Below are 25,727 nucleotides of genomic sequence, written 5' to 3'. Positions count from 1 at the left end.
TCCGTCGGTCGGCTCATGAGAAGCTGACATCGGGGGCCTGACGAATCTTCACGCTGTCATCGAAGGCCAACAGGCCTGCATCACTGCGGTGACCGAAGGTCGGTGCGAACATCACCTGCGGGAAGCTCTGGCGGTAGACGTTGTAGTCGGTGACGGCATCGTTGTAGGCCTGACGCGCGAAGGCGACGCGGTTCTCGGTGGCGGTCAGCTCTTCCATCAGGTCGCTCATGGTCTGGTCGGCCTTGAGCTCCGGATAGGCCTCGACCACCACATCCAGCTTGCCCAGACTCGCCGCCAGTCCCTGCTCGGCGCCGGCCAGACTGGCCAGCTTGTCCATGCTGCCGGGGTGCGCCGCTGCGGCATTCAAGGCCGCCATTGCCTTGTTGCGGGCATTGATCACTTCTTCCAGAGTGCCACGCTCATGGCTCAGATAGCCCTTGGCCGTCTCGACCAGATTGGGAATCAGGTCGTAGCGCCGCTTGAGCTGTACCTCTATCTGCGCGAAGGCATTCTCGAAGCGCGCCTTGAGGCTGACCAGCTTGTTGTAGATCGAGATCACGTAGATGACGATCAGCGCGATTCCGCCCAGCAGCAGAAATGTTTTCATGAATGCGTCCCCTTGTAATGAAGCCTTTGCAATGAAGACTCGGCAGGCGTTGCCCCGCTCTTCGGCGAGTCTTTGCAAGCGCCCCAGTCGATCGCCCTGTGCAATCCGCTTCCAGTTTACCCATACCGGATGACGGCACCAGTCAATTGGATGACTGATTGCCAACGGGACATCATGCGGCTGGCAGCCTCACGGCACCCAATGCGCCATGAACTCGTGCACGGGCAGTGCGTCGAGTCGTTCGCGATCGGCCAGCAACGCCATCAGGGTGTCGCAACGCGAGGGCGGGAAGCAGGTGGCCAGATTGGCCCGACACTTGTCCTCGAGCGGAACGAGCGACGCTTCACGCCGCCGGCGATGTCCCAGCGGGTATTCCACCGTCACCTGCTCGGTGGCACTGCCATCGCAAAAGACCACCCGCAGTGCATTGGCGATCGAGCGCTTGTCGGCTTCCAGATACTCGCGGGTGAAGCGCGCCTCTTCCTTGACGATCATCCTGTCACGCAGCCGGTCGATCTCCGGGTGAGCGGCATGGAAGCCATCTTCATAGTGATCCGCGTTCAACTCCCCGAAGATCAGCGGCACCGCGACCATGTATTGCAGGCAGTGATCGCGGTCCGCCGCATTGGCGAGCGCGCCCTGCTTGGAGATGATGCGGATCGCCGATTCGTGGGTGGTGATCTCGATGCGCTCGATCTCCTCGAGCCGGCCGCGCACCTCGGGATGGAGCTGGATGGCTGCCTCGGCGGCGGTCTGGGCATGGAATTCGGCCGGGAAGGAGACCTTGAAGAGCACGTTCTCCATCACATAGCTGCCCAGAGGGCGCGCCAGCGTCAGACGTCGCTCGCCTTCAGGCTTGAGGGCGAGATCGCGGTTGCCGTGACTGAAAGAGACATCATTGAAGCCCCACTGCGGCGCGCTGAGGGCGCCGGGGACGCCCATCTCGCCACGCAGGGCGATGTCCGCCAGCCGCACGCCGCGTGAGGTGGCGTCTCCCGCCGCCCAGCTCTTGCGCGAGCCCGCGTTGGGCGCATGCCGATAGGTGCGCAGGCTCTGGCCATCGACGAAGGCGTGCGACAGCGCCGACAGCAACTGCTCACGATTCGCCCCCATCAAGCGCGCCGTCACCGCGGTGGTCGCCACCTTGACCAGCATGACATGGTCGAGACCGACGCGGTTGAAGCTGTTGTCCAGCGCCAGCACACCCTGGATCTCGTGCGCCATCACCATGCTCTCCAGCACATCGCGCATCACCAGGGGCGGCTTGCCCAGCGCGACACGCTGGCGCGAGAGATGGTCCGCCACCGCCAGAATGCCGCCGAGATTGTCCGAGGGATGCCCCCACTCCGCCGCCAGCCAGGTGTCGTTGTAATCCAGCCAGCGGATGGTGCAGCCGATGTCCCATGCCGCCTTGACGGGATCGAGACTGAAGGAGGTGCCGGGCACGCGCGCGCCATGCGGCACCAGCGTCTCGGCCACCAGCGGCCCGAGATGCTTGGTGCATTCCGGGAAGCGCAGCGCCAGGATGCCGCAGCCGAGAGTATCCATCAGACACAGACGAGCGGTGTCCATCGCCTCTGCCGAGGGACCTGAGCGCTCGTGCTTGCCAGCCAGACCGTCCACATTCGAATCCGCATCCGCATTCGCGACAGGGGGGGCGTCGCAATACCCCAGCACATAGTCGGCGATCTGCTGAAGCTCCGGGTCATAGTCCGGGCGCTGATTGGCGCTGGCCTGACTTGTACTGGCTTGAGTGGCGCTGAGACGGCTTTCATCCGTCTGTTCAGAGGATGGCGTGTTCATACATGACCTCCTGTCGTGGATCGTCTTTGCCCGCATGCGACTCCCGTCACACCTGTACTTCCCCCCACTACCTGCACACATACCACAGAGACGCGAAAGCCGGCCCTCTGCATATGCATGCCAGGCCGGCTTTCATCGAGATGCCGCAGGAGGGATATCAAGAGGGATATATTGACAGTAGACCATCACCTGCCAATGCCGGCGCTAGCGCATCAAGGTCTCCGCCGGCACCCGCACCCAGCCTTCCATCAGGATACGCGCGCTGCGACTCATCACGGCTTCACTGACGGTCCACTCGCCCTCGCCTTGCTGGCCATCACTGACTTGGCCTGCCTCTGTCTGCCGATGGGCACTCGCGCCGACCCTGAGTGTGCCGGAGGGATGCCCGAAGCACACCGAGTCACGCGCCGCGTCAGTCTGCCCAGCCCCAGACTCAGCATCGGCTCCGCCAGCGGCGGCAAGATTGACCAGCGTGCCGGGTACCGCAGCCGCCGCGGCGATGGCCACCGCCGCGGTACCCATCATGGCGTGGTGCAGCTTGCCCATCGACACGGCGCGAATCAGCACATCGATCTCGTCGGCCTTGATCTCGCGACCGCTGGAGACGACGTGATCCACCGGCGGCGCCACGAAGGCGACCTTGGGGGTGTGCTGGCGCGTGGCCGCCTCAGCGAGATCATTGATCAGCCCCATGCGCAGTGCGCCGTGGGCGCGCAATGTCTCGAGGCGTGCGAGCGCCTCGCCGTCCGAGTTGATCGCCTCCTGCAGCTCGGTGCCCTGATAGCCGAGGTCGCGGGCATTGACGAAGATGGTCGGAATGCCTGCGTTGATCAGGGTCGCCTGGATCTGCCCGCCAGCGACCACCGATTCCGGCACCTCCAGCGCATCGACCACATTGCCGGTGGGGAACATGCTGCCCTCACCCGCGGCAGGGTCGCGGAAGGCGACCGCCACTTCGGCGGCCGGGAAGGTCACGCCATCCAGGGCGAAGTCGCCGGTTTCCTGGACGCGCCCTTCGCACATCGGCACCCGCGCGATGATGGTCTTGGCGATGTTGGCCTGCCAGATGCGCACCTCGGCGATACCATCACGCGGCAGGCGCTCGGCCGGCACCAGGCCCTTCTCGATGGCGAAGGGCCCGACCGCCGCCGAGAGGTTGCCGCAGTTGCCGCTCCAGTCGACGAAGGGCGAGTCGATGGAGACCTGGCCGAACAGGTAGTCGACGTCATGATCCGGCTGTTCGCTGCGACTGATGATCACCGTCTTGCTGGTGCTGGAGGTCGCGCCCCCCATGCCGTCGATCTGCTTGGCGTAGGGGTCGGGGCTGCCGATCACGCGCAGCAACAGGGCGTCACGCATCGGACCCGGCACCTGCGCCGCTTCCGGCAGTTCATCGCGCAGGAAGAACACGCCCTTGCTGGTGCCGCCACGCAGATAGGTGGCGGGAATCCTGAGCTGTGCCTGCTGGCTCATGCCGATACCTCCGCCGCCGTCTCGCCCGGTGCCTGTGAGCTGAGGAAGTCTTCAGCGAAGCGCTGCAGCACACCGCCCGCGGAGTAGATGGAGACCTCCTCACGGGTATCGAGGCGACAGGTGACCGGCACGCGTTCGACCTGGCCTGCCTTGTCGCCGGCGGTGCGCTCGATCACCAGCGTGAGCGCTGCCCCCGGGGCCGGTTCGCCCTCGACGGCGTAGATCTCGCTGCCATCCAGCGCCAGCGTCTTGCGCGTGGTACCGGCGGCGAACTGCAACGGCATCACGCCCATGCCGACCAGATTGGTGCGGTGGATACGCTCGAAGCCTTCCGCGACGATGGCCTCGACGCCCGCCAGCCGCACGCCCTTGGCCGCCCAGTCACGTGAAGATCCCTGGCCGTAATCCGCACCCGCGATGATGATCAGCGGTTGCTTGCGCTGCATGTAGGTCTCGATGGCCTCCCACATGCGCACTACCTTGCCTTCCGGCTCCAGACGCGTGAGCGAGCCCTGCTTGACCTCGCGCTTGCCGTCCGCCCCTTCCACCACCGCCATCTCGTTGATCAGCTTGGGATTGGCAAAGGTGGCGCGCTGCGCGGTGAGGTGGTCCCCACGGTGAGTGGCGTAGGAATTGAAGTCCTCTTCCGGCAGGCCCATCGCGGCCAGATACTCGCCCGCCGCACTGCTGGCCATGATGGCATTGGAGGGCGACAGGTGATCGGTGGTGATGTTGTCCCCCAGCACCGCCAGTGCCCGCATGCCGGTGAGCGTCGGCGCGCTGGCCAGGCCGCCTTCCCAGTACGGCGGACGACGGATGTAGGTGCTCATCTCGCGCCAGTCATACAGCGGGCTGGTGGAGGCATCGCGGTCGTCTCTGGCCTCGAACATCGGGATATAGACCTGACGGAAGTGGTCCGGCTTGACGCTGGAGCCGACGATGGCGTCGATCTCCTCGTCGCTCGGCCACAGGTCCTTGAGCATGATCGGCGAGCCGTCCGGCGCATGCCCCAGCACGTCCTTCTCGATATCGAAGCGGATGGTGCCGGCGATGGCGTAGGCGACCACCAGCGGCGGCGAGGCCAGGAAAGCCTGCTTGGCGTAGGGATGGATACGGCCATCGAAGTTGCGATTGCCGGATAGCACCGCGGTGGAATAGAGATCGCGCTCGATGATTTCCTGCTGGATCGCCGGGTCCAGGGCACCGCTCATGCCGTTGCAGGTGGTGCAGGCGAAGCCGACGATGCCGAAGCCGAGCTGCTCGAGTTCCGGCAGCAGTTCCGCTTCTTCCAGATACAGCTGCACCGCCTTGGAGCCCGGCGCCAGCGAGGTCTTGACCCACGGCTTGCGCGTCAGTCCCAGCGCATTGGCGCGCCGAGCCAGCAACCCTGCGGCGATGACGTTGCGCGGGTTGGAAGTATTGGTGCAGCTGGTGATGGCGGCGATGATCACCGCGCCATCCGGCATCAGATCACGCCCGTCCTCGTCCTGCTCATGCTCGACCACGCCGGAGATGCCGCGCGCGGCCAGCTCGCTGGTCGGCACGCGACTGTGCGGATTGGAGGGCCCCGCCAGGGTGCGCACCACCGAGGACAGATCGAAGGTCAGCTCGCGCTCATATTCCACCGCGCCCTCGATATGGCCGCTCTCATCTGCCCACAGGCCAGTCTCGCGTGCGTAACGCTCGACCAGCGCGATGTTCTCCGGCTCGCGTCCGGTCAGGGTCAGGTAGTCCAGCGTCTGCTGGTCGATGTAGAACATCGCCGCCGTGGCGCCGTACTCCGGCGTCATGTTGGAGATGGTGGCGCGATCACCCAGCGTCAGGCTGGCCGCGCCTTCGCCGAAGAATTCCAGATAGGAGGAGACGACCTTCTCGGCGCGCAGGAATTCGGTCAACGCCAGCACGATATCGGTGGCGGTGATGCCCGGCTGCGGGCGCCCGGTGAGGCGCACGCCGATGATGTCGGGCAGGCGCATGTAGGAGGCACGCCCCAGCATCACGCTCTCGGCCTCCAGCCCACCGACGCCGACGGCGATCACGCCCAGCGCATCGACATGTGGCGTGTGGCTGTCGGTGCCCACCAGGGTATCCGGGAAGGCGACCTGATGGCCCTTTTCATCGGCGCGCGACTCGATCACCGGCGACATCCGCTCCAGATTGATCTGGTGCATGATGCCGTTGCCCGGTGGGATCACGTCGATGTTCTCGAAGGCCTGACGGGTCCAGTCGATGAAGTGGAAGCGGTCCTCGTTGCGACGCTCCTCGATGGCGCGGTTCTTGGCGAAGGCGTCCTTGTCGAAGCCGGCGTGCTCCACCGCCAGCGAGTGGTCGACGATCAACTGGGTCGGCACCACCGGATTGACCTTGGCCGGGTCTCCGCCGCGCTCGGCGATGGCATCACGCAGGCCAGCCAGATCGACCAGCGCGGTCTGACCGAGGATGTCATGACACACGACGCGCGCGGGGTACCACGGGAAATCGAGATCACGCCGACGCTCGATCAATTGCACGAGGCTGTCACGCAGCTGATCCGGCGGGCAGCGGCGCACCAGGTTCTCGGCCAGTACGCGTGAGGTATAGGGCAGACCGGCGTAGGCGCCGGGGGCGATGTCTTCCACGGCGGCACGCGCATCGAAGTAGTCGACCGGGGTACCCGGTGACGCCGTGCCAGGCAGGGGTTTGCGATACTCGGTATTCATGGGCATCCGGACTCATCAGGCGATCAGGAAAACGATCGGCCAGCACGCTGACTGGCCGAGGAAAGGGTCAGTCGCGCTGCTCGATGGGCAGCCAGTCGCAGTGCTCCGGGCCAGTGTAATCGGCGCTCGGGCGGATGATGCGATTGTTGGCGCGTTGCTCGAAGACATGTGCCGCCCAGCCGGTCAGGCGTGAACAGACGAAGATCGGCGTGAACAGCTTGGTGGGAATGCCCATGAAGTGATAGGCGCTGGCGTGGAAGAAGTCGGCGTTGCAGAACAGCTTCTTCTCGCGCCACATCACGGCTTCGACGCGCTCGGAGACGGCGTAGAGCTGCGTATCGCCCACATCGTCCGCCAGCTTGCGAGACCACTCCTTGATGATGGCATTGCGCGGATCACGCTCACGGTAGATGGCGTGGCCGAAGCCCATGATCTTCTCGCGGCGTTCCAGCATGCCGAGAATCTCGCGCTCGGCCTCCTCCGGTGAGCGCCAGTGCTCGATCATCGCCATCGCCGCCTCGTTGGCACCGCCATGCAGCGGTCCGCGCAGCGAGCCGATGGCTGCCGTCACGCAGGAGTGCAGATCAGACAGCGTCGAGGCGCAGACACGTGCGGTGAAAGTCGAGGCATTGAATTCGTGTTCGGCATAGAGGATCAGCGAGGTATTCATCACCGCAGCATGCAACTCGCTGGGGGCCTCGCCGTGCAATAGGTGCAGGAAGTGCGCGCCGATGGAGTCGTCATCGGTCTCGGTGTCGATGCGCACGCCATCATGGCTGAAGCGATACCAGTAATTGATGATCGACGGGAACACGGCCAGCATGCGGTCGGCCTGATCGGACTGCTCCTCGAAGCTCTCTTCGGTCTCCAGATTGCCGAGCATCGAACACCCGGTACGCATCACGTCCATCGGGTGAGCGCTGGCCGGAATCTGCTCAAGCACCGCCTTCAAGGCGTCCGGCAGACCCCGCAACCCCTTGAGGCGCGCAATGTAGGCATCCAGCTCCGCCTGATTGGGCAACTTGCCCTTGAGAAGCAGATAGGCAACTTCCTCGAAGGCTGCGTGACTGGCGAGGTCTTCCAAGTCGTAACCGCGATAGCGCAGACCGGAACCGGACTTGCCGACGGTGCACAGCGCCGTCTCACCGGCACTCTGGCCGCGTAGACCACTGGGGGCGCTGGTGCTCGAAGTAGCGGTGGTCGGGTTGGCGATGGTATCTGACATGGCGTGATCTCCTTGGCAGTGACGTCATTGAGTTGTTCTTTTTCTTGTAGGGCATAAAGCGTCAAGCCCCTCGCCGGCCAGGCGTCTGCCAGCGAGGGAGAAACGGTCGGGCCGAGAGTGCCGGCCCGTGAAGCCGATGACCTCCAGAGGCGAGACATGGCGTCCGTCTCGAGCGTCTGGCATCAATCCTTGCGGCTTTCGGCCTCGAACAGGGTGTCCAGCTTCTGCTCGAAGGTGTGGTAATCGAGGAAGTCGTAGAGCTCCATGCGGGTCTGCATGTCGTCGACGACATCCTTCTGATCACCCTTGTCGTGGATGTTCTGGTAGACCTTGAGGGCGGCGGCGTTCATGGCGCGGAAGGCAGACAGCGGATAGAGCACCATCCGGCAGCCGACATCGCCCAGCTCGCGCTGGTTGAACAGCGGCGTGGCGCCGAATTCGGTGATGTTGGCCAGGATCGGCGCGTCGACGCCCTCACAGAAGGCACGGTAGTCCTCGAGGGTATGCACCGCCTCGGCGAAGATGGCGTCGGCACCGGCTTCGACACAGGCGTTGGCACGTGCGACGGCGGCTTCGAGCCCTTCCTTCTGGAAGGCATCGGTGCGCGCGATCAGATAGAAGCTGTCATCACGACGCGCATCGGCAGCGGCCTTGATGCGATCGACCATCTCCTGGCTGGAGACGATCGCCTTGTTGGGGCGGTGTCCACAACGCTTCTGGGCGACCTGGTCCTCCAGGTGCACGGCAGCCACGCCGGCACGCTCCATCTCCTGAATGGTGCGCGCGATGTTGAAGGCGCCACCCCAGCCGGTATCGATGTCCACCAGCAGCGGAAGCTCGCTGGCGGCGGTGATGCGACGCGCATCTTCCAGCACGTCATTCATGCTGGTCATGCCCAGATCCGGCAGACCGTAGGAGGCATTGGCCACGCCACCACCGGACAGGTAGATCGCCTGATGCCCGACGCGCTCGGCCATGATGGCGGTGTAGGCATTGATGGTGCCGACGATGGGCAGCGGACGATTGGCCTCCAGCGCCGCGCGGAAGCGGGCACCGGGGCTTGGCAGGGCGGTGGAACTCAGATGGCGTGACATGACATCTCCCGGGCTGGGCCCATGACGGGGTTGGAATTGTTCGGTCGGTTCAAGTCGTGAGCGGTGCGTCAGCTCACTCTTCGCCCTGCTCCTGCTTGAGCGTGGCGGCATAGCGGCGGGCGACGTTCTCCCGCGAGGCGCTGACATGGCGGCGCATCAGCAACTCCGCCAGTTCCTCATCGCCTGACTCGATGGCATCGACGATGCGATGATGCTCGACGAAGGCCTTCTGCGGGCGTGATCCACTGGCGCTGAACTGGGTGCGGTACATTCGTACCAGGTAATAGAGGTCATCACAGAGAATCGTCATCAGCATGTGGTTGTGGCTGCCGAGCACGATCTGATAGTGGAAATCGAGGTCGCCTTCCTTCTGGAAGTAGGCGGTACCGGTCTTGAGGTCCGACTGCTGTTCGTGGGTCTTGAGCACGCTGCGCAGCCGCGCGACCTCTTCCGGTGTCATGTGGCGTGCGGCCAGACGGGCGGCCATGCTTTCCAGTGCCTCACGCACATCGAACAGCTCCAGCAGCTCGGTCATCGAGAGCTTGACCACCCGCGCGCCGACGTGGGGCACGCGCTCGATCAGACGATGGACCTCGAGGCGGCGCATGGCCTCGCGCAGCGGTCCGCGCGAGATCCCGTAGGCCTGCGCCAGGCCGGGCTCGGTGATCTTGCTGCCCGGTGCCAGCTCGCCACGCACGATGGCGTCCTGCAATTGATGGAAGACACGCTCGGCCAGGGTGCGCACCTCGGGGGTCGCTGCCGTCGCGGAAGCGGTGTGACCTGCCTGCTCGGCAGTCGCGCCGCGCGCAAGGCTTCGAGCGGTGGTGGCATTGTGAAAGGCATCGGTGGTCATGGCGGTCAGGCAATCCGGCTGGCAAGGGACAGAGGCAAGGCAATGGCGGCGAGGGACTTTCAGCACCATTGTCGACAATCATTCACTGAATGCCAGACTAGCCAGCGCGCCTGTGTGGGTCAAGATGCAATCCGCCAAATCCTCTACACCTTTGGCGTTAGACACGGCTCCCCTGCTGAACAAACTGCTGTCAGAACAAGGCTGAACTGCCCTGAACCTCGCCATGCAAGCCAACCCGCCAGCACCGTCGGGCGGGACGACAAGGCACGATGAACGGCACGAAAAACGCCCCGCCAGCGCAAGCTGACGGGGCGTTCGACTCTCGGGGACTCGCCCTTTCATCGGCAGGCTTGTCGACAATCCTTCAGATTTAGCCGAAGCTGAGCTCCGCGCCGATACGGCGGGGTTTCTGGAAGGGCAGCGAATGATCGGTGCCGGGGATTTCCAGCGATTGCCAACCCGGATGACGTTCGGCCAGCAGCGCATGATAGTCACGCAGGATCGTGGGGCTCTTGCCACCGACCATGCTGCGTACCTCGCCGCCTGCCGCCAGCACGTCAGCCAGCAGAGCCTCGCGGTCAATCTCGCGCACGGCATGCGTGACACAGTCCAGGGCATTGGCGAAGCCCAGATGACGATGCGCCAGGCGCGCCACCATCATGCGCTCGGCACGCGGGTTGCGCGTGCGATGCGGGGAAATGAGGTCGAGGAACGCGGTGATCCCCGCCTCGGGGCTTGCCGCCTCGCGCATCGCATGCGCAGCCTCGGCGTAGCCATCGCGCACCTGGATCATGGTGGCGTGGCATTCGCGCTCCAGCAGCGCCGGTTCCAGCAGGCTGATGTCGCCGACCTTCACCTCCGGGCGCTCGGCGCGCAGACGCTGGACAAGACGCATGGCGACCAGCCCGCCAAAGCTGTAGCCGATCAGGTCGAAATGCGTGATGCGCTGCGTCTCGATCAAGGCCATCACATCCTCGACCACCTGCTCGAGGGTGAAGGGAGGTTCACCGCCATCGGGTGACACCGTCTGCCCCATGCCGCGCAGGTCAGGAATGATCAGCTCGTCATGGGCCGTGAGATGCCCGACCAGCGGCGCCCAGGTCAGCGTGCCGGCCACCCCGGCGCCGTGCAGCATCAGCAAGCGACGCCCACCATTTGATTCACGACGCGTCAGACGCTGCCAGAAGAGGGTCTGGTCAGGACGTGACAGCAGATGTTGGCCATGTTCGAACTCGGGATGCATGCAGGGCTCCGGTAGGGTGCCAGGGGCTGGGCAAGCGACTGGGCAAACGTCAGCACACGCGTCGGGGCAGTCGTCGATGACGGCGCAGGGCGTTCAGAGGCAGGCACCTTAATCAGCGCACGGGAGAACGGCAAGCCAACAAGGACAGCCCCTCATCGGAATCCGCACGCATGGGCGGACAAAACGCGTCTGGATGCCTAGAATGCCCTGTCCGCCAACGGAAGCTGTCATGACCATCTCGCTCGAAATCACTGCCCTGCCCTACGCCCTCTCCGCCGAGGACGAGGCCTCCACACTGTCGCGCTTCGCACGCCTGCGTACGCGCCCCGACGCCGTGCTGCTCGACAGCGGCCAGCCTTCACTGGCCGGCGGTCGCTTCGACATCATCAGCAGCGACCCGCTGGCCGTGCTGGAGCAAGGCGCGCATGGCGGCAAGCTCACCGGCCCACTGCCGGAGTCGATGCGTGACCTGAGCCAGTTCAGTGAAGCATTGGAGCGCCTCGCCCGCCTGCCGGTGATCGAGGCCCAGCGCCAGCTGTTGACCCTGCTGCCGCAGACGCTGGCAGGCGAAGAGCTCGCCCAGCATGACCTGAGCGCCGAGGACCTGCCGTTCATCGCCGGCCTGCTGGGCTACTGGAGCTATGACTTCGGGCGCGCACTCGAGACGTTGCCCGCCACGGCCGAGGACGACATCGCCCTGCCCTGGTCACGCCTCGGTCTCTACGACTGGGCATTGATCAGTGATCATCAGCGTCAGCAGAGCTGGCTGATCGCCTCGCCCCAACGGCGCAGGCAGGTGCTTGAGTGGCTGGAGCAACCGGCGCCGAGCCGCGCCGACTTCGCCCTCGACACCCCCTTCTCGCCGCTGCTGGATCGCGCGGGCTACGGCGAACGCTTCCGTCAGGTGATGGAGTATCTGCACGCTGGTGACTGCTACCAGATCAACCTGACCCAGCGCTTCTCCGCCGACTGCAGTGGCGACAGCTGGGATGCCTACCTGCGCCTGCGTCAGGCCACGCCGACGCCCTATGCGGGTTATCTGAGCTGGCAGGACGCCAAGGGCGAGGAGATGGCCATCGTCTCCGTCTCGCCGGAGCGCTTCGTCGAGGTCAATCACCGCGCGGTCGAGACCAAGCCGATCAAGGGCACCCGCGCACGTGGCGCGACACCGGAAGAGGACGCCCGACTGGCCGCCGAGCTGCTGGCCAGTCCCAAGGACCGCGCCGAGAACGTGATGATCGTCGACCTGCTGCGCAATGATCTGGGGCGTGTCTCCGCGCCCGGCAGCGTCAAGGTGCCATCGCTGTGCGCGTTGGAGAGCTACGCCAACGTGCACCATTCCGTCAGCACCATCACCAGCACGTTGGAGGAAGGGCGCGATGCGCTGGATCTGCTCGGCGCCGCCTTCCCCGGTGGCTCCATCACCGGCGCGCCCAAGATACGAGCCATGCAGATCATCGAGGAGCTGGAGCCGGTTCGCCGCAGCGCCTATTGCGGCAGCCTCGGCTACCTGGACATCCGCGGGCACATGGATACCTCCATCGCGATCCGCACGGCGGTGATCGCCGAGGGCCAGGTACACCTGTGGGGCGGCGGCGGCCTGGTCGCCGATTCCGAGGAAGAGGCCGAATACCGCGAAAGCCTGGCCAAGATCCAGCGACTGATGGAAGCACTCGGCTGACAGACTGCGTTATAAGGCGTCATGAGCGCCATAACTCGATGGCATATAACGATCGAACGAATTCGTATTGGGGAAGCAGTGCCCGCCTTTGATAGGGTAGGCGCATTCCTGCACGTCTCCTTGAGCGCTACCCGCCTCTGCTGATGGCCTTTTTTGGCCATTGATCAGCCCTGCGCCCCGCTCCATCGGACGTGCCCTCGTTCTGGAGACTCCTCATGTCCGATACCTTCGATCTCGCCCGCATCAATGCCGAATTCGGCAACGACCCCGAAGCCCTGACTCGCTGGGCTCTGTCGCTGGACAAGCACGCCATCTGCACCACCAACTTCCGCCCCTTCGAGGCGGTGATCCTGCACATGGTGACGCGCTTCCGTCCTGACATCCCCATCGTGTGGATGGACAACGGCTACAACACCGATGCCACCTATCGTTTCGCCGATGAGGTGACGCGCAAGCTGAACCTGAATCGCATCATCTATCTGCCGCAGCGTACCCGCGCGCACCGTGAAGCCGTCGATGGCCTCACGCCGCATATCGATGACCCGCGCCACGAGGCCTTCACCCGTGAAGTGAAGCTCGAGCCCTTCGAGCGTGCCCTGCGTGAGCTGAACCCCGAGATGTGGTTCACCGCCGTGCGCGCCAGTGACACCGCCTTCCGTGCCGGCATGCAGCCGGTCTCGCTGAACGGCGATGGCCTGATCAAGGTCGCACCGGTGCTCCACTGGTCCTCCAAGCAGATGCACGAGTATCTGGTCGCCCACGACCTGCCCAACGAGTTCGACTACGTCGACCCGACCAAGGCGGAAGACAACCGTGAGTGTGGCCTGCACCTGGCGCACTGATACTGTCGGCCACACGCAAAACGCCCGCCTCTCAGGAGGCGGGCGTTTTCATTTGCGCAATGGCAGGTCAGGCGAGCGGCACTCAGCCCACCGGCACTCAGCGCACCGGCAGCTCGATATCGTGGAAGATCTCGTGCTCATGACGCGGGCCGGCGGCCAGTGCCGCCTCGACACGATCGCGTGTCAGGTGCGGCGCGAAGCGTTCGACGAATTCGAACATGTAGCTGCGCATGAAGGTGCCGCGACGAATGCCGATCTTGGTCGTCGAGCTGTCGAAGAGATGCGTCGCATCCAGCGCCACCAGGTCCTCGTCCGCCACCTCGTCCACCGCCATGTGCGCGACGATGCCGATACCCATGCCCAGGCGCACATAGGTCTTGATGACATCGGCATCCGAGGCGGTCAGCACGACATTGGGTGCCAGGCCATGTGACTTGAAAGCATCATCCAGCTGGCTGCGCCCGGTGAAGCCATAGGTGTAGGTGACCAGCGCATAGCTGGCCAGTGTCTCGAGGGTCAGCTCCTCGCCATTGGCCAGCGGATGATCCTTCGGCACCAGCACGCAGCGATTCCAGCGGTAGCACGGCAGCAGGATGAGGTCGTTGAACAGCTCCAGCGACTCGGTGCAGATGGCGAAATCGGCCTGCCCCTCACTGACCATGTTGGCGATCTGCTTCGGGGTGCCCTGCTGCATGTGCAACGCGACATCCGGGTACTTGCGCGTGAAATCGGCGATCACCGGCGGCAGGGCATAGCGTGCCTGGGTGTGGGTGGTGGCGATCGCCAGACTGCCACGGCGATCATCGCTGTGCTCCTGCGCGACATGCTTGATGTTCTCCACCGTGCGCAGCACCTGGCTTGCCAGCTCGACGATCGACTCACCCGCCGGCGTCACGCGCGTCAGATGCTTGCCACTGCGCGCGAAGATCTCGACGCCCAGCTCATCCTCCAGCAGACGAATCTGCTTGGAGATCCCCGGCTGTGAGGTATAGAGGCTCTGAGCGGTCGCTGACACGTTCAGATTGTGTCGGGTCACTTCCCAGATGTAACGCAACTGCTGGAGTTTCATGCGACTTCACTCTCCTGAGAAGCCCCGTCGACGCGGGAGAGCGCGACAGTGGCCCGGACATGGCCGTTCACCCTGCTAAGATGATCGGGCGATAAAATCATGAACAATGATTCCTTTCGGGAATATACAGTCAAGAGTAGATTGACGGCAGTAACCTGACAAGGGGTAGACAAGGGATGGATGTCACACAGCTGCTGCTATACGTACTGGCAGGCGCCGGAGTGGGCTTTGCGGTCGGTGTCACCGGCGTGGGCGGTGGCTCACTGATGACACCGCTGCTATTGATGTTCGGCTTTCCGCCGCATGTCGCGGTCGGTACCGATCTGCTTTACGCCGCCATCACCAAGGCCGGCGGTGCCTTCGCGCACCATCGCCAGGGGCATGTGGACTGGACCATCACCCGTCGTCTGGCCCTGGGCTCCATCCCCGCCGCGCTGGTGACCATCGGCGTGCTGCATGCCTTCTTCACGGACCCCACCGCCTACGCAGGCCTGATCAAGGGCATGCTGGGCGTGATGTTGATCCTCACCGCCGGCGTGCTGCTGTTCAAGAAACGCCTGTTGGGCCTGATCAGTCCGGAAAGCTTCATCGTGCGGCATGCGGCACCGCTGACCGTGCTGTCGGGCATCGTGCTGGGCGTATGCGTCACCCTGTCCTCCGTCGGCGCCGGTGCCTTCGGGGCGGCCGTGCTGATCATGCTGTTCCCGCTTCTGAGTACCGCACGCATCGTCGGCACCGATATCGCCCACGCCGTGCCACTGACACTGGTCGCAGGCCTGGGGCATCTATGGCTGGGCAATGTCGATTTCCTGCTGCTCGGCGCATTGCTGGTCGGCTCCCTGCCTGCCATCAGCCTTGGCGCACGCCTGACGCGCCACATGCCCGGCAGCCTGTTGCAGGGGCTGCTCACCACCCTGCTGCTGGGGCTTGGCATCCGCTACGCCTTCTTCTGATCCCGCCCTTCCTCTGCTGCTGCACGCGTAATCCAGACCAATGTCGCAGCAGGCAATCGTGATTGCCTGCTGCGTGGCTATTCCCTCCAACCAATAAAACAGCTATAAAAATACCAACGATCATAACCCCGTGCTATTGAGTCGATGGACAATGCCCATTTGTCAGTGATGGAAAGTGGCGCTACCATCGGACGCAGCCTGCATGTCCGGCAATGCCGCAGACAGCGAAACGAATCCCCTGGAGAAACAAGATGTCCAATCACGTCGATGTCACCGGCGCCAACTTCGAACAGGAAGTTCTCAACGCTGAAGCCCCGGTACTGCTGAAGTTCTGGGCGCCCTGGTGTGGCCCGTGCAAGATGATGGCGCCGGTCGTCGAAGAAGTCGCCAACGAGAAGGGCGAAGGCCTGAAGATCGTCAACGTCAATGTCGATGACGCACCGGAAATCGCCGCCGAGCAAGGCGTGCGTGGCGTGCCGACCGTGATCCTGTTCAAGTCCGGCGCCAAGGTCGCCTCGCTGGTCGGTGCCCAGTCCAAGGGACAACTGAGCCAGTTCATCGAGCAGAACCTCTAAACCGGTCCGCTCGAAGTTGGCTGCCCCGGCAGTCACCAGGCACGAGATGAACACCAGAAGGCCCCGTCACGCTCAACGTGACGGGGCCTTCTGCATTCCCTTCTGCATTCAGGGGGCGCGGGCTAAACGCCTTGCCGACGCGCTATTCCTCCGCCATGCGTCGGCGACGTCGAATGCGTCTGGCGGAGGGTCCCAGCAGGCGTGCCGCCCAGCGCGTGCCCGGGTGCGAGTCGAAGGCGATCTTGAGCGTCATGGTGATCGGCACCGACAACAGCATCCCCACCGGGCCGAACACCCAGCCCCACACCACCAGTGACAGGAAGGCGGCCAGTGTCGACAGCCCCAGCGTCCGCCCCATCACGCGCGGCTCGATCATGTTGCCGAGAATGAAATTGATCGCCAGGTAGCAGCCGCCCAGCATCAACGCCTTGACTGCCCCACCCTCCGGCATCACCAGCGTCAGCAATACTGCCGGCACCGCGGCCAGCGCCGACCCGATATTGGGAATGTAGTTGAGGCAGAAGGCCAGCGTGGCCCACAGGAAGGCGAACTCCACATCCAGTGCCAGACAGCTGATGCCGACCAGCGCACCGGTCACCAGACTGATCAACGTCTTGACCGCCAGATAACGTCGCAGCGTCAACGAGAACAGCGTAAAGCGACGCAGACTGACATGCGGGCTACGCAGAGTGGTGATCAGCTTGTCGCGCAGCGACAGGGCTTCGTACAACAGGAAGGTGGCCGTCAGCACGATGATGACACTGGAAGACAGCAGGCCGCCCAGCCCGGTGAGCAGGTTGGGCACCCATTGTGTCAGCGATGCCGGATCCACCAGCTCACTGAAGCGCGCCGGCGCGATGGAGACGCCGTGGCCTGCCAGCCATTCCAGCATGCTCTGATACTGCTCCCGCAGACTTTCCTCCAGCTTGGGCATCTCATCGCTGAACAGGGTGAAGCGTGAGACCAGCAAGGCCGCCAGCGAGGAAAACAGGATGCAGACCGTCAGGATGACGATGGGCACCCCGAAACGCTGGCCGATGCCGTGTCGGGCCAGCCAGCGCACCGGCGCATCACAGACCGCCGCGACAAACACCGCCATCAGCAGGGGGACCACCAGGTCTGCCGCCATCTTGAGGCCACCGATGATCACCACCAGCGCGGCCATGCCGACCAGCAGCGGATGGATCTCCAGCGCCTTGCGGACCTTGGGGACATGGCGAGAACGCCCGGAAAGCTCCAGCGCTTCCTGCTGACGCTCGTCTCGCGGCACCTGCATGCGTGCCACGGCCTCCTCGGCGGAAGTGCCTTCGCTGACACTGCTCGGCTCACCCACCATCATGTCATGCGCGTCGTCGCCGCCCTCACTGCTCGGCACTTCGGGCCTCGATGAGGCCTGCTCAGAGCGGGAGGACCGCCCTGACTCCTGCGCGGCCTCTTCAGGGGTATCGTTAGCCTGCATCCTGCGCCACCTATCCTGTCAGTTACTGCAAATTGAGTCCCGCATGTCATCTCCCGCGCACTGGGCGGGACAGGCTGTCACTGCGACTATCTTGGGCGTCTGACCGTCACAAGCCAAGCGCGGGACACAAAGAGAAGAGAATGTTCTGCAGACCGGCGCGACCCCGTGCATGAATGACCCGCCACAAAAAAGGGGAGACCGAAGTCTCCCCGAGAAATCCGAGTCAGAGCGCACTGACTGGAGGCACATGATTGCCTGACAAACAGACCGAATTCAGCGTGTGGACGTGAGATCAGATCTCGAACCCGCTGCCGAAGCCCTCCACCGCAGGTGCCATCAGCGTCTCGCCGCCGGCACGAATCATCGCGGCATGCCCCTGGGTACGCGGCAGGATGCGCTGGAAGTAGAAGCGTGCGGTATCCAGCTTGGCCTGGTAGAAGGTCGCGTCTCCCGTGCCAGATGCCAGCGCTGCCCTGGCGGTCTCACCGGCACGCGCCCACAGGTAGCCCAGCGTGACGTAACCGGCATACATCAGATAATCGACACTGGCAGCACCGACCGCCTCGCGGTCCTGCATCGCCCCCATGCCCACCGCCATGGTCAGCTCACCCCATTCGCGGTTGAGCTCCGCAAGTGGCGAGGAAAATTCGCTGCCATCGCTGGCCTGACAGAACTTGTGGATCTCCTTGGTGAAGACCTTGAGCGACTCGCCCTGGCTCATCAGGATCTTGCGTCCCAGCAGGTCCAGCGCCTGGATACCGGTGGTGCCTTCATAGAGCAGCGTGATGCGCGCATCGCGCACGAACTGCTCCATGCCCCACTCCTGGATGAAGCCGTGGCCACCGAACACCTGCACCCCATGGTTGGTCGCCTCGAAGCCGGTCTCGGTCAGGAAGGCCTTGACGATGGGCGTCAGCAGGCCCAACAGCGTGTCGGCACGAGTCTTCTCTTCGCTGTCCGACGCATTCTCGACAAGATCATTGAGCTGGGCGGCGTACATCACCAGCATGCGTCCGCCCTCGGCGATGGCCTTCTGGGTCAGCAGCATGCGCCGTACGTCCGGGTGCACGATGATCGGGTCGGCTGCCTTCTCCGGCGCCTTGGCCCCCGAGAGAGCTCGCATCTGCAGACGGTCCCGCGCATAGCTCAGCGCATTCTGGAAGCTGGCCTCGGCCAGCGCCACGCCCTGGATGCCCACGCCAAGCCGCGCGGCATTCATCATGGTGAACATGCAGGCCAGCCCCTTGTGCGGCGGGCCGACCAGATAACCGATCGCGGAGTCGAAGTTCATCACGCAGGTCGCGTTGCCGTGAATGCCCATCTTGTGCTCGATGGAGCCACAGCTGACACCGTTGCGCTCTCCGGCCTCGCCACTGGCATCCGGCAGGAACTTCGGCACCACGAACAGCGAGATGCCGCGTGAGCCTTCCGGCGCGTCCGGCAACTTGGCCAGCACCAGATGCACGATGTTCTCCGAGAGATCGTGTTCGCCGGCGGAGATGAAGATCTTGGTACCGCTGATGGCGTACCCCTTGCTGCCATCGGCGTCATCCAGTGGCACGGCGCGGGTCTTGATCAGCCCCAGATCCGTGCCACAGTGCGGTTCGGTCAGGCACATGGTGCCGGTCCAGCGGCCTTCGACCAGCTTGGTCAGATAGGTCTGCTTGAGCACCTCGCTGCCATGGTGCTCAAGGGCGTTCATCGCGCCATGTGACAACCCCGGATACATGCCCCACGAGAGGTTGGCGGAGGCGACCATTTCCGAGAGCACCATCGCCAGAGACGGCGGCAGGCCCTGGCCACCATGCTCCGGTGAGGCTGCCAGACTCGGCCAACCGCCCTCGACATACTGCTGATAGGCGGCCTTGAAGCCACGCGGCGCCTTCACCTCTCCCCCCTCGAAGGTACAGCCCTCGAGATCGCCCGACTGGTTGAGCGGCGTCAGCACCTCGTTGGCAAAGCGTGCCCCTTCCTCGAGAATCGCGCTGACGATGTCATCACTGGCATCTTCGCCACCCGGCAGGCGGGCGTAATGCGCGGGGTAGTCGAGCAGCTCATTCATCACGAAGCGAATATCGCGCAAGGGCGCCTGATAGTCGGGCATGCTGTACTCCTTGTGCCGTCGCGACGCGGCGGCGATGACCTGACACAGCCACTTCCGAGCATCTGAAAGCGGGAAATGGTGGCTATGCACATGAATGGGGGCGTGGCAGCGGGATCCTTTCGCGGGATCGACCCGACCACTATCAAACATTCGTTTGAAATTAGCGCCACCCCGATCGTCAGTCAAGCGATCGTTTGATCGTGGCCGTGAGACATTGGTGGCACGCGGACACAAAAAAGCCCGACCACTCATGTGGTCGAGCAATATCTCCCCCAGAGATTCCTTGCTTTCAGGTCGTCGTGCGTGATCGCGAGACGGCAGGCTCAGGCCATGCGGATGCTGCCGTCGAGACGGATCACTTCCCCATTGAGCATGCCGTTGGTGATGATGTGTTCGGCCAGGCGAGCGAATTCATCGGGCCGCCCCAGGCGCTTGGGAAACGGAACGGCCTCGCACAGCGCCTCGCGAGCAGGCTCCGGAATGCCTGCCATCATCGGTGTCTCGAACACGCCAGGGGCAATCGCCATCACACGAATGCCGTGACGCGCCAGTTCGCGTGCCATCGGCAGGGTCATGCCTGCCACCCCGGCCTTGGAAGCACTGTAGGCACATTGCCCTATCTGGCCATCGAAGGCCGCGACCGAAGCGGTATTGAGAATGATGCCGCGCTCTCCGTCTTCCCCCTCGGCCACATTGCGCGCCATGCGGGCCGCCGCGAGACGCGCCACGTTGAAGGTACCGCTCAGATTGATGGCCAGGGTCTTCTCGAACCCTTCCAGCGGCGCCGGTTCCCCCTCGCGATCCACCAGCTTGGCGACGCTCACCACGCCCGCGCAGTGGATCACGCCATGAAGGGCTCCGAAGCTCTGCTCGGCGACATCCAGCGCCGCGCTCACGCTCTCGGAATCGGTGATATCGCAATGACAGAAGCGTGCCGACGCACCGAGTGCCGCGGCATGCTCGCGTGCGGCCTCGGAGATGTCAGCCAGTACGACGCGTCCACCGGCGGCCACCAGACGGTCCGCTGTGGCAGCCCCCAGGCCGGAGGCGGCACCCGTGATCAGGAAGCAGTGCTCGGCAATCTTCATGCATGACTCTCCAGATGGCACCCGGCGCATCCGCTGCCGGGTCGTTCAATGACGATCATCCTGCGACAGCCCGCAAGGGGCGTAGCGGCAGCTGCGGGTCTCACTCCTCGCGAGCTTCGGCGCGCAGCAGGAATCGCTGGATCTTGCCCGAGGGTGTCTTGGGCAGGTGGTCCACGAAGCTGATCTCGCGGGGATAGCTGTGGCCTGATAGCCGCTGGCGTACTTCGCTGCGTATTGCCTCGGCGAGGGCTTCATCCCCGACATGTCCGTCGCGCAGCACCACGTAGGCCTTGATGATCTCGCCGCGCAGGTCATCCGGCTTGCCGACCGCCGCGGATTCCGCGACGGCGGGATGGGCAAGGATGGCGTTCTCGACATCCGCCGGGCCGACCCGATAACCCGAGGTGGTGATGATGTCGTCGTCACGGCCGGCGAAGGTGAAGCGACCATCAGGCTCCGCGACGACCACATCCCCGGTCAGGTAATAGCCTTCGACACAGGGCTGTTTCTCCTGCCAGGTATAGCCGGAGAAGAAATAGGCAGGGGAATTGGCGATATCCACCGCCAGCACGCCCGGTTCACCGGGCGCAAGCTCCCGATATTCGGCGTCCAGCACGGCCAGGCGATAGCCGGGCAAGGGGAAGCCGACGCTGCCGATGACTACCTCATGCGCCAGAGCATGATGATTGCAGCAGACCATGCCGACTTCGGTCTGACCGTAGTGATCCATCACCGTGCAGCCAAGCTCACGGGCGACCCAGCCCACCACCTCGGTATTGAGCGGCTCGCCGGCCGAGCTCGCCACGCGCAGCGTCAGGCGCTCGAAGGCCCCCTCCCCGAGCCCGGAGGCCTTGAGCATCCGATAGGCCGTGGGCGCCGCCGCGAAGTTGTCGATGGCGTGGCGCTGCAGGAAGTCCAGCCCGCCCTGCGCGCTGAAGGGAGCTTGCATGAAGTAGGTGGTGGCACCCAGCAACAGAGGTGCCGTGATCCCGTAGTAAAGCCCGTAGGCCCAACCGGGGTCGGCCATGTTCCAGAAGCGCTCGCCGGGTCGCACATCCACTGCCAGCCGCTGATAGAGCCAGAAGGCCGGCAGCGCATTCAGTGCCACCGCCACCCCCTTGGGCTTGCCGACCGTGCCGGAGGTGAACATCTGCAGGAAGGGCGCATCACTCGGCAATTGTACGGGCGGTTGCGCCAGGGGCTCGCTTTGCATCAGGGCCTGCCAGTCCAGATCCCCCTCATCCAGTGCCTCCCCCTCCCCGCGCACGCAGATGATCGGTGGATGGCTCGCAAGCGCCCTGAACTTGGCACGCTGACCGGACTCGGTGATCACGACACTGGTCTCGGCGCGCGACAGACGGTAGGCGAGCGCATCCGTTCCGAAGGCCGTGAACAGCGGCTGATAGATGGCGCCCAATCGCCAGGTGGCGGCCAGCGCGATCAGAAGCTCAGGCGTACGCGACAGCATGCAGGCCACGCGCTCGCCGGGTCCGACGCCCTGCGCAGCCAGCGCCGTGGCCATCCGAGCACTCTCGAGATCCAGTTCGGCGTAGCTGAGCGTGCGTACCTTGCCATGCTCGTCCTCGTGGACCAGAGCGATGCGCTCGCCCTGCCCGGCGCGCAGGTGCCGACCGATGCAGGCGTCAAAGGCATTGCCCATGTGCCCTTGCCCGGAGGACGTCAGGAGTTCATCGCGCAACGCGTCGATGTCGAAATGTTCCAGATACTCGCTCAGCGTCTGGCTGGCAGCGGGTTGCATGGCGGATGAATTCGCAGGTTCGTCAGATGTAGCGGCAGATGTAGCGACATATGCAGCAGAGGCGGCGCGTGACGTGCGGTTTGTTGTTGTATCGCTTGGCGTCATGGCGTGACTGGCTCCTGAGTGGCGCTCCGGGGCGGATCGAGATGGCTGGGCGCCAGCCATCTACAGTTAACGTAAACGTCAAGTTAGCGACAAGCCTGTCGTGCGGCAAGCATTGTGGCGCTCGACTGGCCGAAAGTTGCAGACGCTGTGTAGCAGACGCCGTGTAACGGACGCTCGCTCAGGGAAGACGACACAGGCTGTCGACCAGCGCCTCGGCCAGCTCATCCGGGGAACGCTCACCCTCGGGACGGTACCAGCGTACGCTCCAGTTGAGCGCCCCCAGCATGAACTGGCGCAGAAGCAGAGCGTCTCCCTTGAGCAGTCCCGCGGCGACGGCCACCTCGATGGCGTCGCGCCACAGGGCTTCATACTCGTCACGCAGATGCACGAGATGCTCCCGCGAGGCTTGCTCGAGGCGACGCCATTCGTAGAGCGCCACGACATGCGCATTGCGGTCCGTCAGCAGGGTTTCCAGATGCGCCCGCGCCAATGCCAGCAAGCGCTCTCGCGCCTGCTGATGCCGTGATGCGGGGGCTGAGCTGGCTTCCAGCCGCGCGAGATGCTCACGCGCGATGGCCAGTGCGCTGAACATGCCCTCCTCGATCACCGCGCACAGGATTTCCTGCTTGTCAGCGAAGTGATGGAACAGGCTGCCGGACTTGATGCCCATTTCCTGGGCCAACATGCGAACGGTGGTGCGATCGAAGCCCTCCTCCACGAACAGACGGGCGGCGATGCGTACCAGCTCCTTGCGACGGGGTGAGGCGGTGGCTACATTCATCGTATAACTAGCGCTTGCTTGGTTTATGGGATTGAATGGATCAAAGCACAGCCACGCAGTGATCACAACGCCGAACGCCACAGGTGATCTTCCAATAACAAGACACTGGAGACCGTCATGACGACCGCTTCCCGCACCACGCCAAGCCCCACCACCGCCGCTGACGACATCGTGATCCTGTCCGGGGCGCGCACGCCGATGGGCGGATTGCAGGGCTCGCTTTCCAGCCTCAGCGCACCGCAGCTCGCCGCCGTGGCCATCAAGGCTGCCATCGAACGCTCAGGCCTGACACCCGCCGATATCGATGAGGGCATCTTCGGCTGCGTACTGCCGGCAGGCGTCAAGCAAGGCCCGGCACGTCAGGCCATGCGCCAGGCCGGAGTCCCGGACAGCATCGGCGCGACCACCATCAACAAGCTGTGCGGTTCCGGCATGAAAGCCACCATGCTCGCGCACGACCTGATCCGTGCCGGCACCAACCGCATCATGCTGGCGGGTGGCATGGAATCGATGTCCAATGCCCCACACCTGCTCACCCGGGCACGCGGCGGCTATCGCCTCGGGCATGGAGAACTGAAGGACCACATGTTCTTCGATGGCCTGGAAGACGCCGAGACCGGCAAGCTGATGGGCGTGTTCGCCCAGGAAGTGGCCGATGCGCGTGGCTACGATCGTCAGCGCATGGATGACTTCGCCATCGAATCACTCAAGCGCGCCATGGCCGCCACCGAGGCCGGCGACATCGCCCCGGAAATCGCGCCGGTGACGGTCAAGAGCCGCAAGGGCGAGAGTCTCGTCGAGCAGGATGAACAACCCTTCCAGGCCAACCTCGACAAGATTCCCACGCTGCGTCCGGTATTTGCCAAGGACGGCACCATCACTGCCGCCAATGCCAGCTCCATCTCTGACGGTGCCTCGGCCCTGGTGCTGACCCGACGTGATGAGGCCGAGCGTCGTGGCCTGGCCGTCAAGGCCCGTATCCTCGGTCACAGCACCCACTCCCAGCACCCCAGCGAATTCACGCTGGCCCCCATCGGGGCCATCGATTCGCTGATGAAGCGACTGGAGTGGACCACCGAGGATGTCGATCTGTTCGAGATCAACGAGGCCTTCGCCGTGGTGACACTGCTGGCGATGGATGCCCACGACATCCCGCACGACAAGGTCAATGTCTTCGGGGGAGCCTGCGCCCAGGGTCACCCGGTGGGCTCCACCGGATCACGCATCATCGTCACCCTGATCAATGCGCTGGAACGCCGCGGCAAGAAGCGCGGCATCGCGGCACTGTGCATCGGCGGCGGTGAGGCCACCGCGATCGCCGTCGAGCTGGAAGGCTGAGCCGGGAACGGGGGCTGAGCCAACCTCGCGTTCCAGCACGTCTGACATGACAAGCGCCAGACACGACAGAAGGCCCGGATCCATGATCCGGGCCTTCTGTCATCTTCGGGAATCATTCGCGCCGAGACGGCGCCAGTCCTCAGCCATAGCGACCGGTGATGTAGTCCTCGGCCTTCTTGGTGTGCGGATTGGAGAACATCGTCTTGGTGTCGTTGTACTCGATCAGCTCGCCCATGTGGAAGAAGGCGGTGTAATCGGCGACACGCGCCGCCTGCTGCATGTTGTGGGTCACGGTCACGATGGAGAACTGGGTCTTCAGCTTGTCCATCAGGTCTTCGATGGTCGCGGTGGAAATCGGGTCCAGCGCCGAGGTCGGCTCATCCATCAGGATGACGTCCGGCTTGACCGCGATCGCACGCGCGATGCACAGGCGCTGCTGCTGACCACCGGACAGCGAGGTGCCCGGCTGATCCAGAATGTCCTTCACCTCTTCCCACAGGCCGGCATCACGCAGCGCGCTCTCGACCAGATCGTCCTTGTCGGCACGACGGCTGACCAGATCATGCATGGTCGGCGCATAGGCGATGTTGTCATAGATGGACTTGGGGAACGGGTTCGGCTTCTGGAACACCATGCCGACACGGCGACGCAGTGCCACTTCATCCATGTTGCGGGCATTGACGTCACGCCCGTCCATCTCGACCAGACCCTCGATGCGCACGCTGCGGATCAGGTCATTCATGCGATTCAGGCAGCGCAGGAAGGTCGACTTGCCGCACCCGGACGGCCCGATCAACGCGGTGACATTCTTCTGGAAGATGTCGATGTTGATGTTCTTCAGCGCCTGCTTCTCGCCGTACCACAGGTTGAGGTCTTCCACACGGATGGCCAGCTCATGATTGGCCTCTTCGTTGGTCACGATCGGTGTGCCGGGGCGTGCCATGGCGACAGGCTTGGCGGGGGTGGCGACGGTGCT

The 25,727-nt window shown here is 64.1% G+C and carries 20 protein-coding genes; 5 read left to right on the top strand and 15 right to left on the bottom strand.

Features of this window, described 5'->3' with window-relative positions:
- Window positions 1-13 precede the first annotated feature (13 nt).
- From BOH68_RS02850 to BOH68_RS02815, 8 genes are all read right to left on the bottom strand, one after another.
- A complete protein-coding gene (locus BOH68_RS02850) occupies window positions 14-607 on the bottom strand; it encodes a LemA family protein (protein ID WP_077379321.1) in 594 nt (197 codons plus the stop codon).
- A 189-nt stretch (window positions 608-796) separates the two neighbouring features.
- The gene (locus BOH68_RS02845) at window positions 797-2,410 is read right to left on the bottom strand and encodes a bifunctional 2-methylcitrate dehydratase/aconitate hydratase (protein WP_077379319.1); all 1,614 of its coding nucleotides are present in this window, start codon (window positions 2,408-2,410) and stop codon (window positions 797-799) included.
- Between the two features lie 204 nt (window positions 2,411-2,614).
- A complete protein-coding gene (gene prpF, locus BOH68_RS02840; RefSeq protein WP_077379317.1) occupies window positions 2,615-3,883 on the bottom strand; it encodes a 2-methylaconitate cis-trans isomerase PrpF in 1,269 nt (422 codons plus the stop codon).
- Window positions 3,880-6,582: a Fe/S-dependent 2-methylisocitrate dehydratase AcnD gene (gene acnD, locus BOH68_RS02835; RefSeq protein ID WP_077379428.1), complete on the bottom strand. Its 2,703-nt coding sequence runs from the start codon at window positions 6,580-6,582 to the stop codon at window positions 3,880-3,882. Before acnD ends, prpF begins: the two co-directional genes overlap by 4 nt.
- 67 nt (window positions 6,583-6,649) lie before the next feature.
- The gene (gene prpC / locus BOH68_RS02830) at window positions 6,650-7,807 is read right to left on the bottom strand and encodes a bifunctional 2-methylcitrate synthase/citrate synthase (protein ID WP_077379315.1); all 1,158 of its coding nucleotides are present in this window, start codon (window positions 7,805-7,807) and stop codon (window positions 6,650-6,652) included.
- A 182-nt stretch (window positions 7,808-7,989) separates the two neighbouring features.
- Window positions 7,990-8,901, bottom strand: a complete 912-nt coding sequence (gene prpB, locus BOH68_RS02825) for a methylisocitrate lyase (RefSeq protein WP_077379313.1) — start codon at window positions 8,899-8,901, stop codon at window positions 7,990-7,992.
- A gap of 73 nt (window positions 8,902-8,974) precedes the next feature.
- Window positions 8,975-9,754, bottom strand: a complete 780-nt coding sequence (locus tag BOH68_RS02820; RefSeq protein WP_077379311.1) for a GntR family transcriptional regulator — start codon at window positions 9,752-9,754, stop codon at window positions 8,975-8,977.
- A gap of 370 nt (window positions 9,755-10,124) precedes the next feature.
- The gene (locus BOH68_RS02815; RefSeq protein ID WP_077379309.1) at window positions 10,125-10,997 is read right to left on the bottom strand and encodes an alpha/beta fold hydrolase; all 873 of its coding nucleotides are present in this window, start codon (window positions 10,995-10,997) and stop codon (window positions 10,125-10,127) included.
- 229 nt (window positions 10,998-11,226) lie between these two features.
- Here BOH68_RS02815 and pabB point away from each other — a divergent pair, with 229 nt between their 5' ends.
- Entirely contained in the window at window positions 11,227-12,678 is a 1,452-nt protein-coding gene (gene pabB, locus BOH68_RS02810) for an aminodeoxychorismate synthase component I (protein ID WP_077379307.1), read from the top strand.
- Between the two features lie 215 nt (window positions 12,679-12,893).
- Complete coding sequence (locus BOH68_RS02805) at window positions 12,894-13,520, top strand: phosphoadenosine phosphosulfate reductase domain-containing protein (protein ID WP_077379306.1); 627 nt, start codon at window positions 12,894-12,896, stop codon at window positions 13,518-13,520.
- Between the two features lie 97 nt (window positions 13,521-13,617).
- On the opposite strand, the gene cysB is transcribed toward BOH68_RS02805, so the two are convergent.
- Window positions 13,618-14,589, bottom strand: coding sequence for an HTH-type transcriptional regulator CysB (cysB, locus tag BOH68_RS02800; protein ID WP_077379304.1), 972 nt, complete (start codon window positions 14,587-14,589; stop codon window positions 13,618-13,620).
- A gap of 176 nt (window positions 14,590-14,765) precedes the next feature.
- On the opposite strand from cysB, the gene BOH68_RS02795 reads away from it, so the two are divergent.
- Entirely contained in the window at window positions 14,766-15,542 is a 777-nt protein-coding gene (locus BOH68_RS02795) for a sulfite exporter TauE/SafE family protein (protein WP_077379302.1), read from the top strand.
- 251 nt (window positions 15,543-15,793) lie between these two features.
- Window positions 15,794-16,117, top strand: coding sequence for a thioredoxin (gene trxA / locus BOH68_RS02790; protein WP_043333971.1), 324 nt, complete (start codon window positions 15,794-15,796; stop codon window positions 16,115-16,117).
- Window positions 16,118-16,259: 142 nt separating this feature from the next.
- Here the strand turns inward: trxA and BOH68_RS02785 are convergent, their stop codons facing one another.
- From BOH68_RS02785 to BOH68_RS02765, 5 genes are all read right to left on the bottom strand, one after another.
- Window positions 16,260-17,492, bottom strand: a complete 1,233-nt coding sequence (locus BOH68_RS02785; protein WP_240499591.1) for an AI-2E family transporter — start codon at window positions 17,490-17,492, stop codon at window positions 16,260-16,262.
- Window positions 17,493-17,868: 376 nt separating this feature from the next.
- Window positions 17,869-19,680: an acyl-CoA dehydrogenase C-terminal domain-containing protein gene (locus BOH68_RS02780; protein WP_077379300.1), complete on the bottom strand. Its 1,812-nt coding sequence runs from the start codon at window positions 19,678-19,680 to the stop codon at window positions 17,869-17,871.
- Between the two features lie 323 nt (window positions 19,681-20,003).
- Window positions 20,004-20,768 (bottom strand): SDR family NAD(P)-dependent oxidoreductase, encoded by a 765-nt coding sequence (locus BOH68_RS02775; RefSeq protein ID WP_077379298.1) that lies wholly within the window; start codon window positions 20,766-20,768, stop codon window positions 20,004-20,006.
- A gap of 100 nt (window positions 20,769-20,868) precedes the next feature.
- On the bottom strand, window positions 20,869-22,527 hold the full coding sequence (locus tag BOH68_RS02770; protein WP_077379296.1) for an AMP-binding protein: 1,659 nt from the start codon (window positions 22,525-22,527) through the stop codon (window positions 20,869-20,871).
- 283 nt (window positions 22,528-22,810) lie between these two features.
- Window positions 22,811-23,413 (bottom strand): TetR/AcrR family transcriptional regulator, encoded by a 603-nt coding sequence (locus tag BOH68_RS02765; RefSeq protein WP_077379293.1) that lies wholly within the window; start codon window positions 23,411-23,413, stop codon window positions 22,811-22,813.
- Between the two features lie 117 nt (window positions 23,414-23,530).
- Between BOH68_RS02765 and BOH68_RS02760 the strand changes: the two genes are divergently transcribed.
- Window positions 23,531-24,751 carry an acetyl-CoA C-acyltransferase gene (locus BOH68_RS02760; protein ID WP_077379291.1) on the top strand — a complete coding sequence of 407 codons (1,221 nt, stop codon included), beginning with the start codon at window positions 23,531-23,533 and terminating at the stop codon, window positions 24,749-24,751.
- A 139-nt stretch (window positions 24,752-24,890) separates the two neighbouring features.
- Here the strand turns inward: BOH68_RS02760 and pstB are convergent, their stop codons facing one another.
- Window positions 24,891-25,694 (bottom strand): phosphate ABC transporter ATP-binding protein PstB, encoded by an 804-nt coding sequence (gene pstB, locus BOH68_RS02755; RefSeq protein ID WP_077379425.1) that lies wholly within the window; start codon window positions 25,692-25,694, stop codon window positions 24,891-24,893.
- Window positions 25,695-25,727 lie beyond the last annotated feature (33 nt).

This window comes from Cobetia sp. MM1IDA2H-1 (assembly GCF_002916775.2).
Taxonomy (GTDB): domain Bacteria; phylum Pseudomonadota; class Gammaproteobacteria; order Pseudomonadales; family Halomonadaceae; genus Cobetia; species Cobetia marina.
Note: the sequence above shows the minus strand (reverse complement) of the source record. Positions and strands in the feature narration are given on the sequence as shown.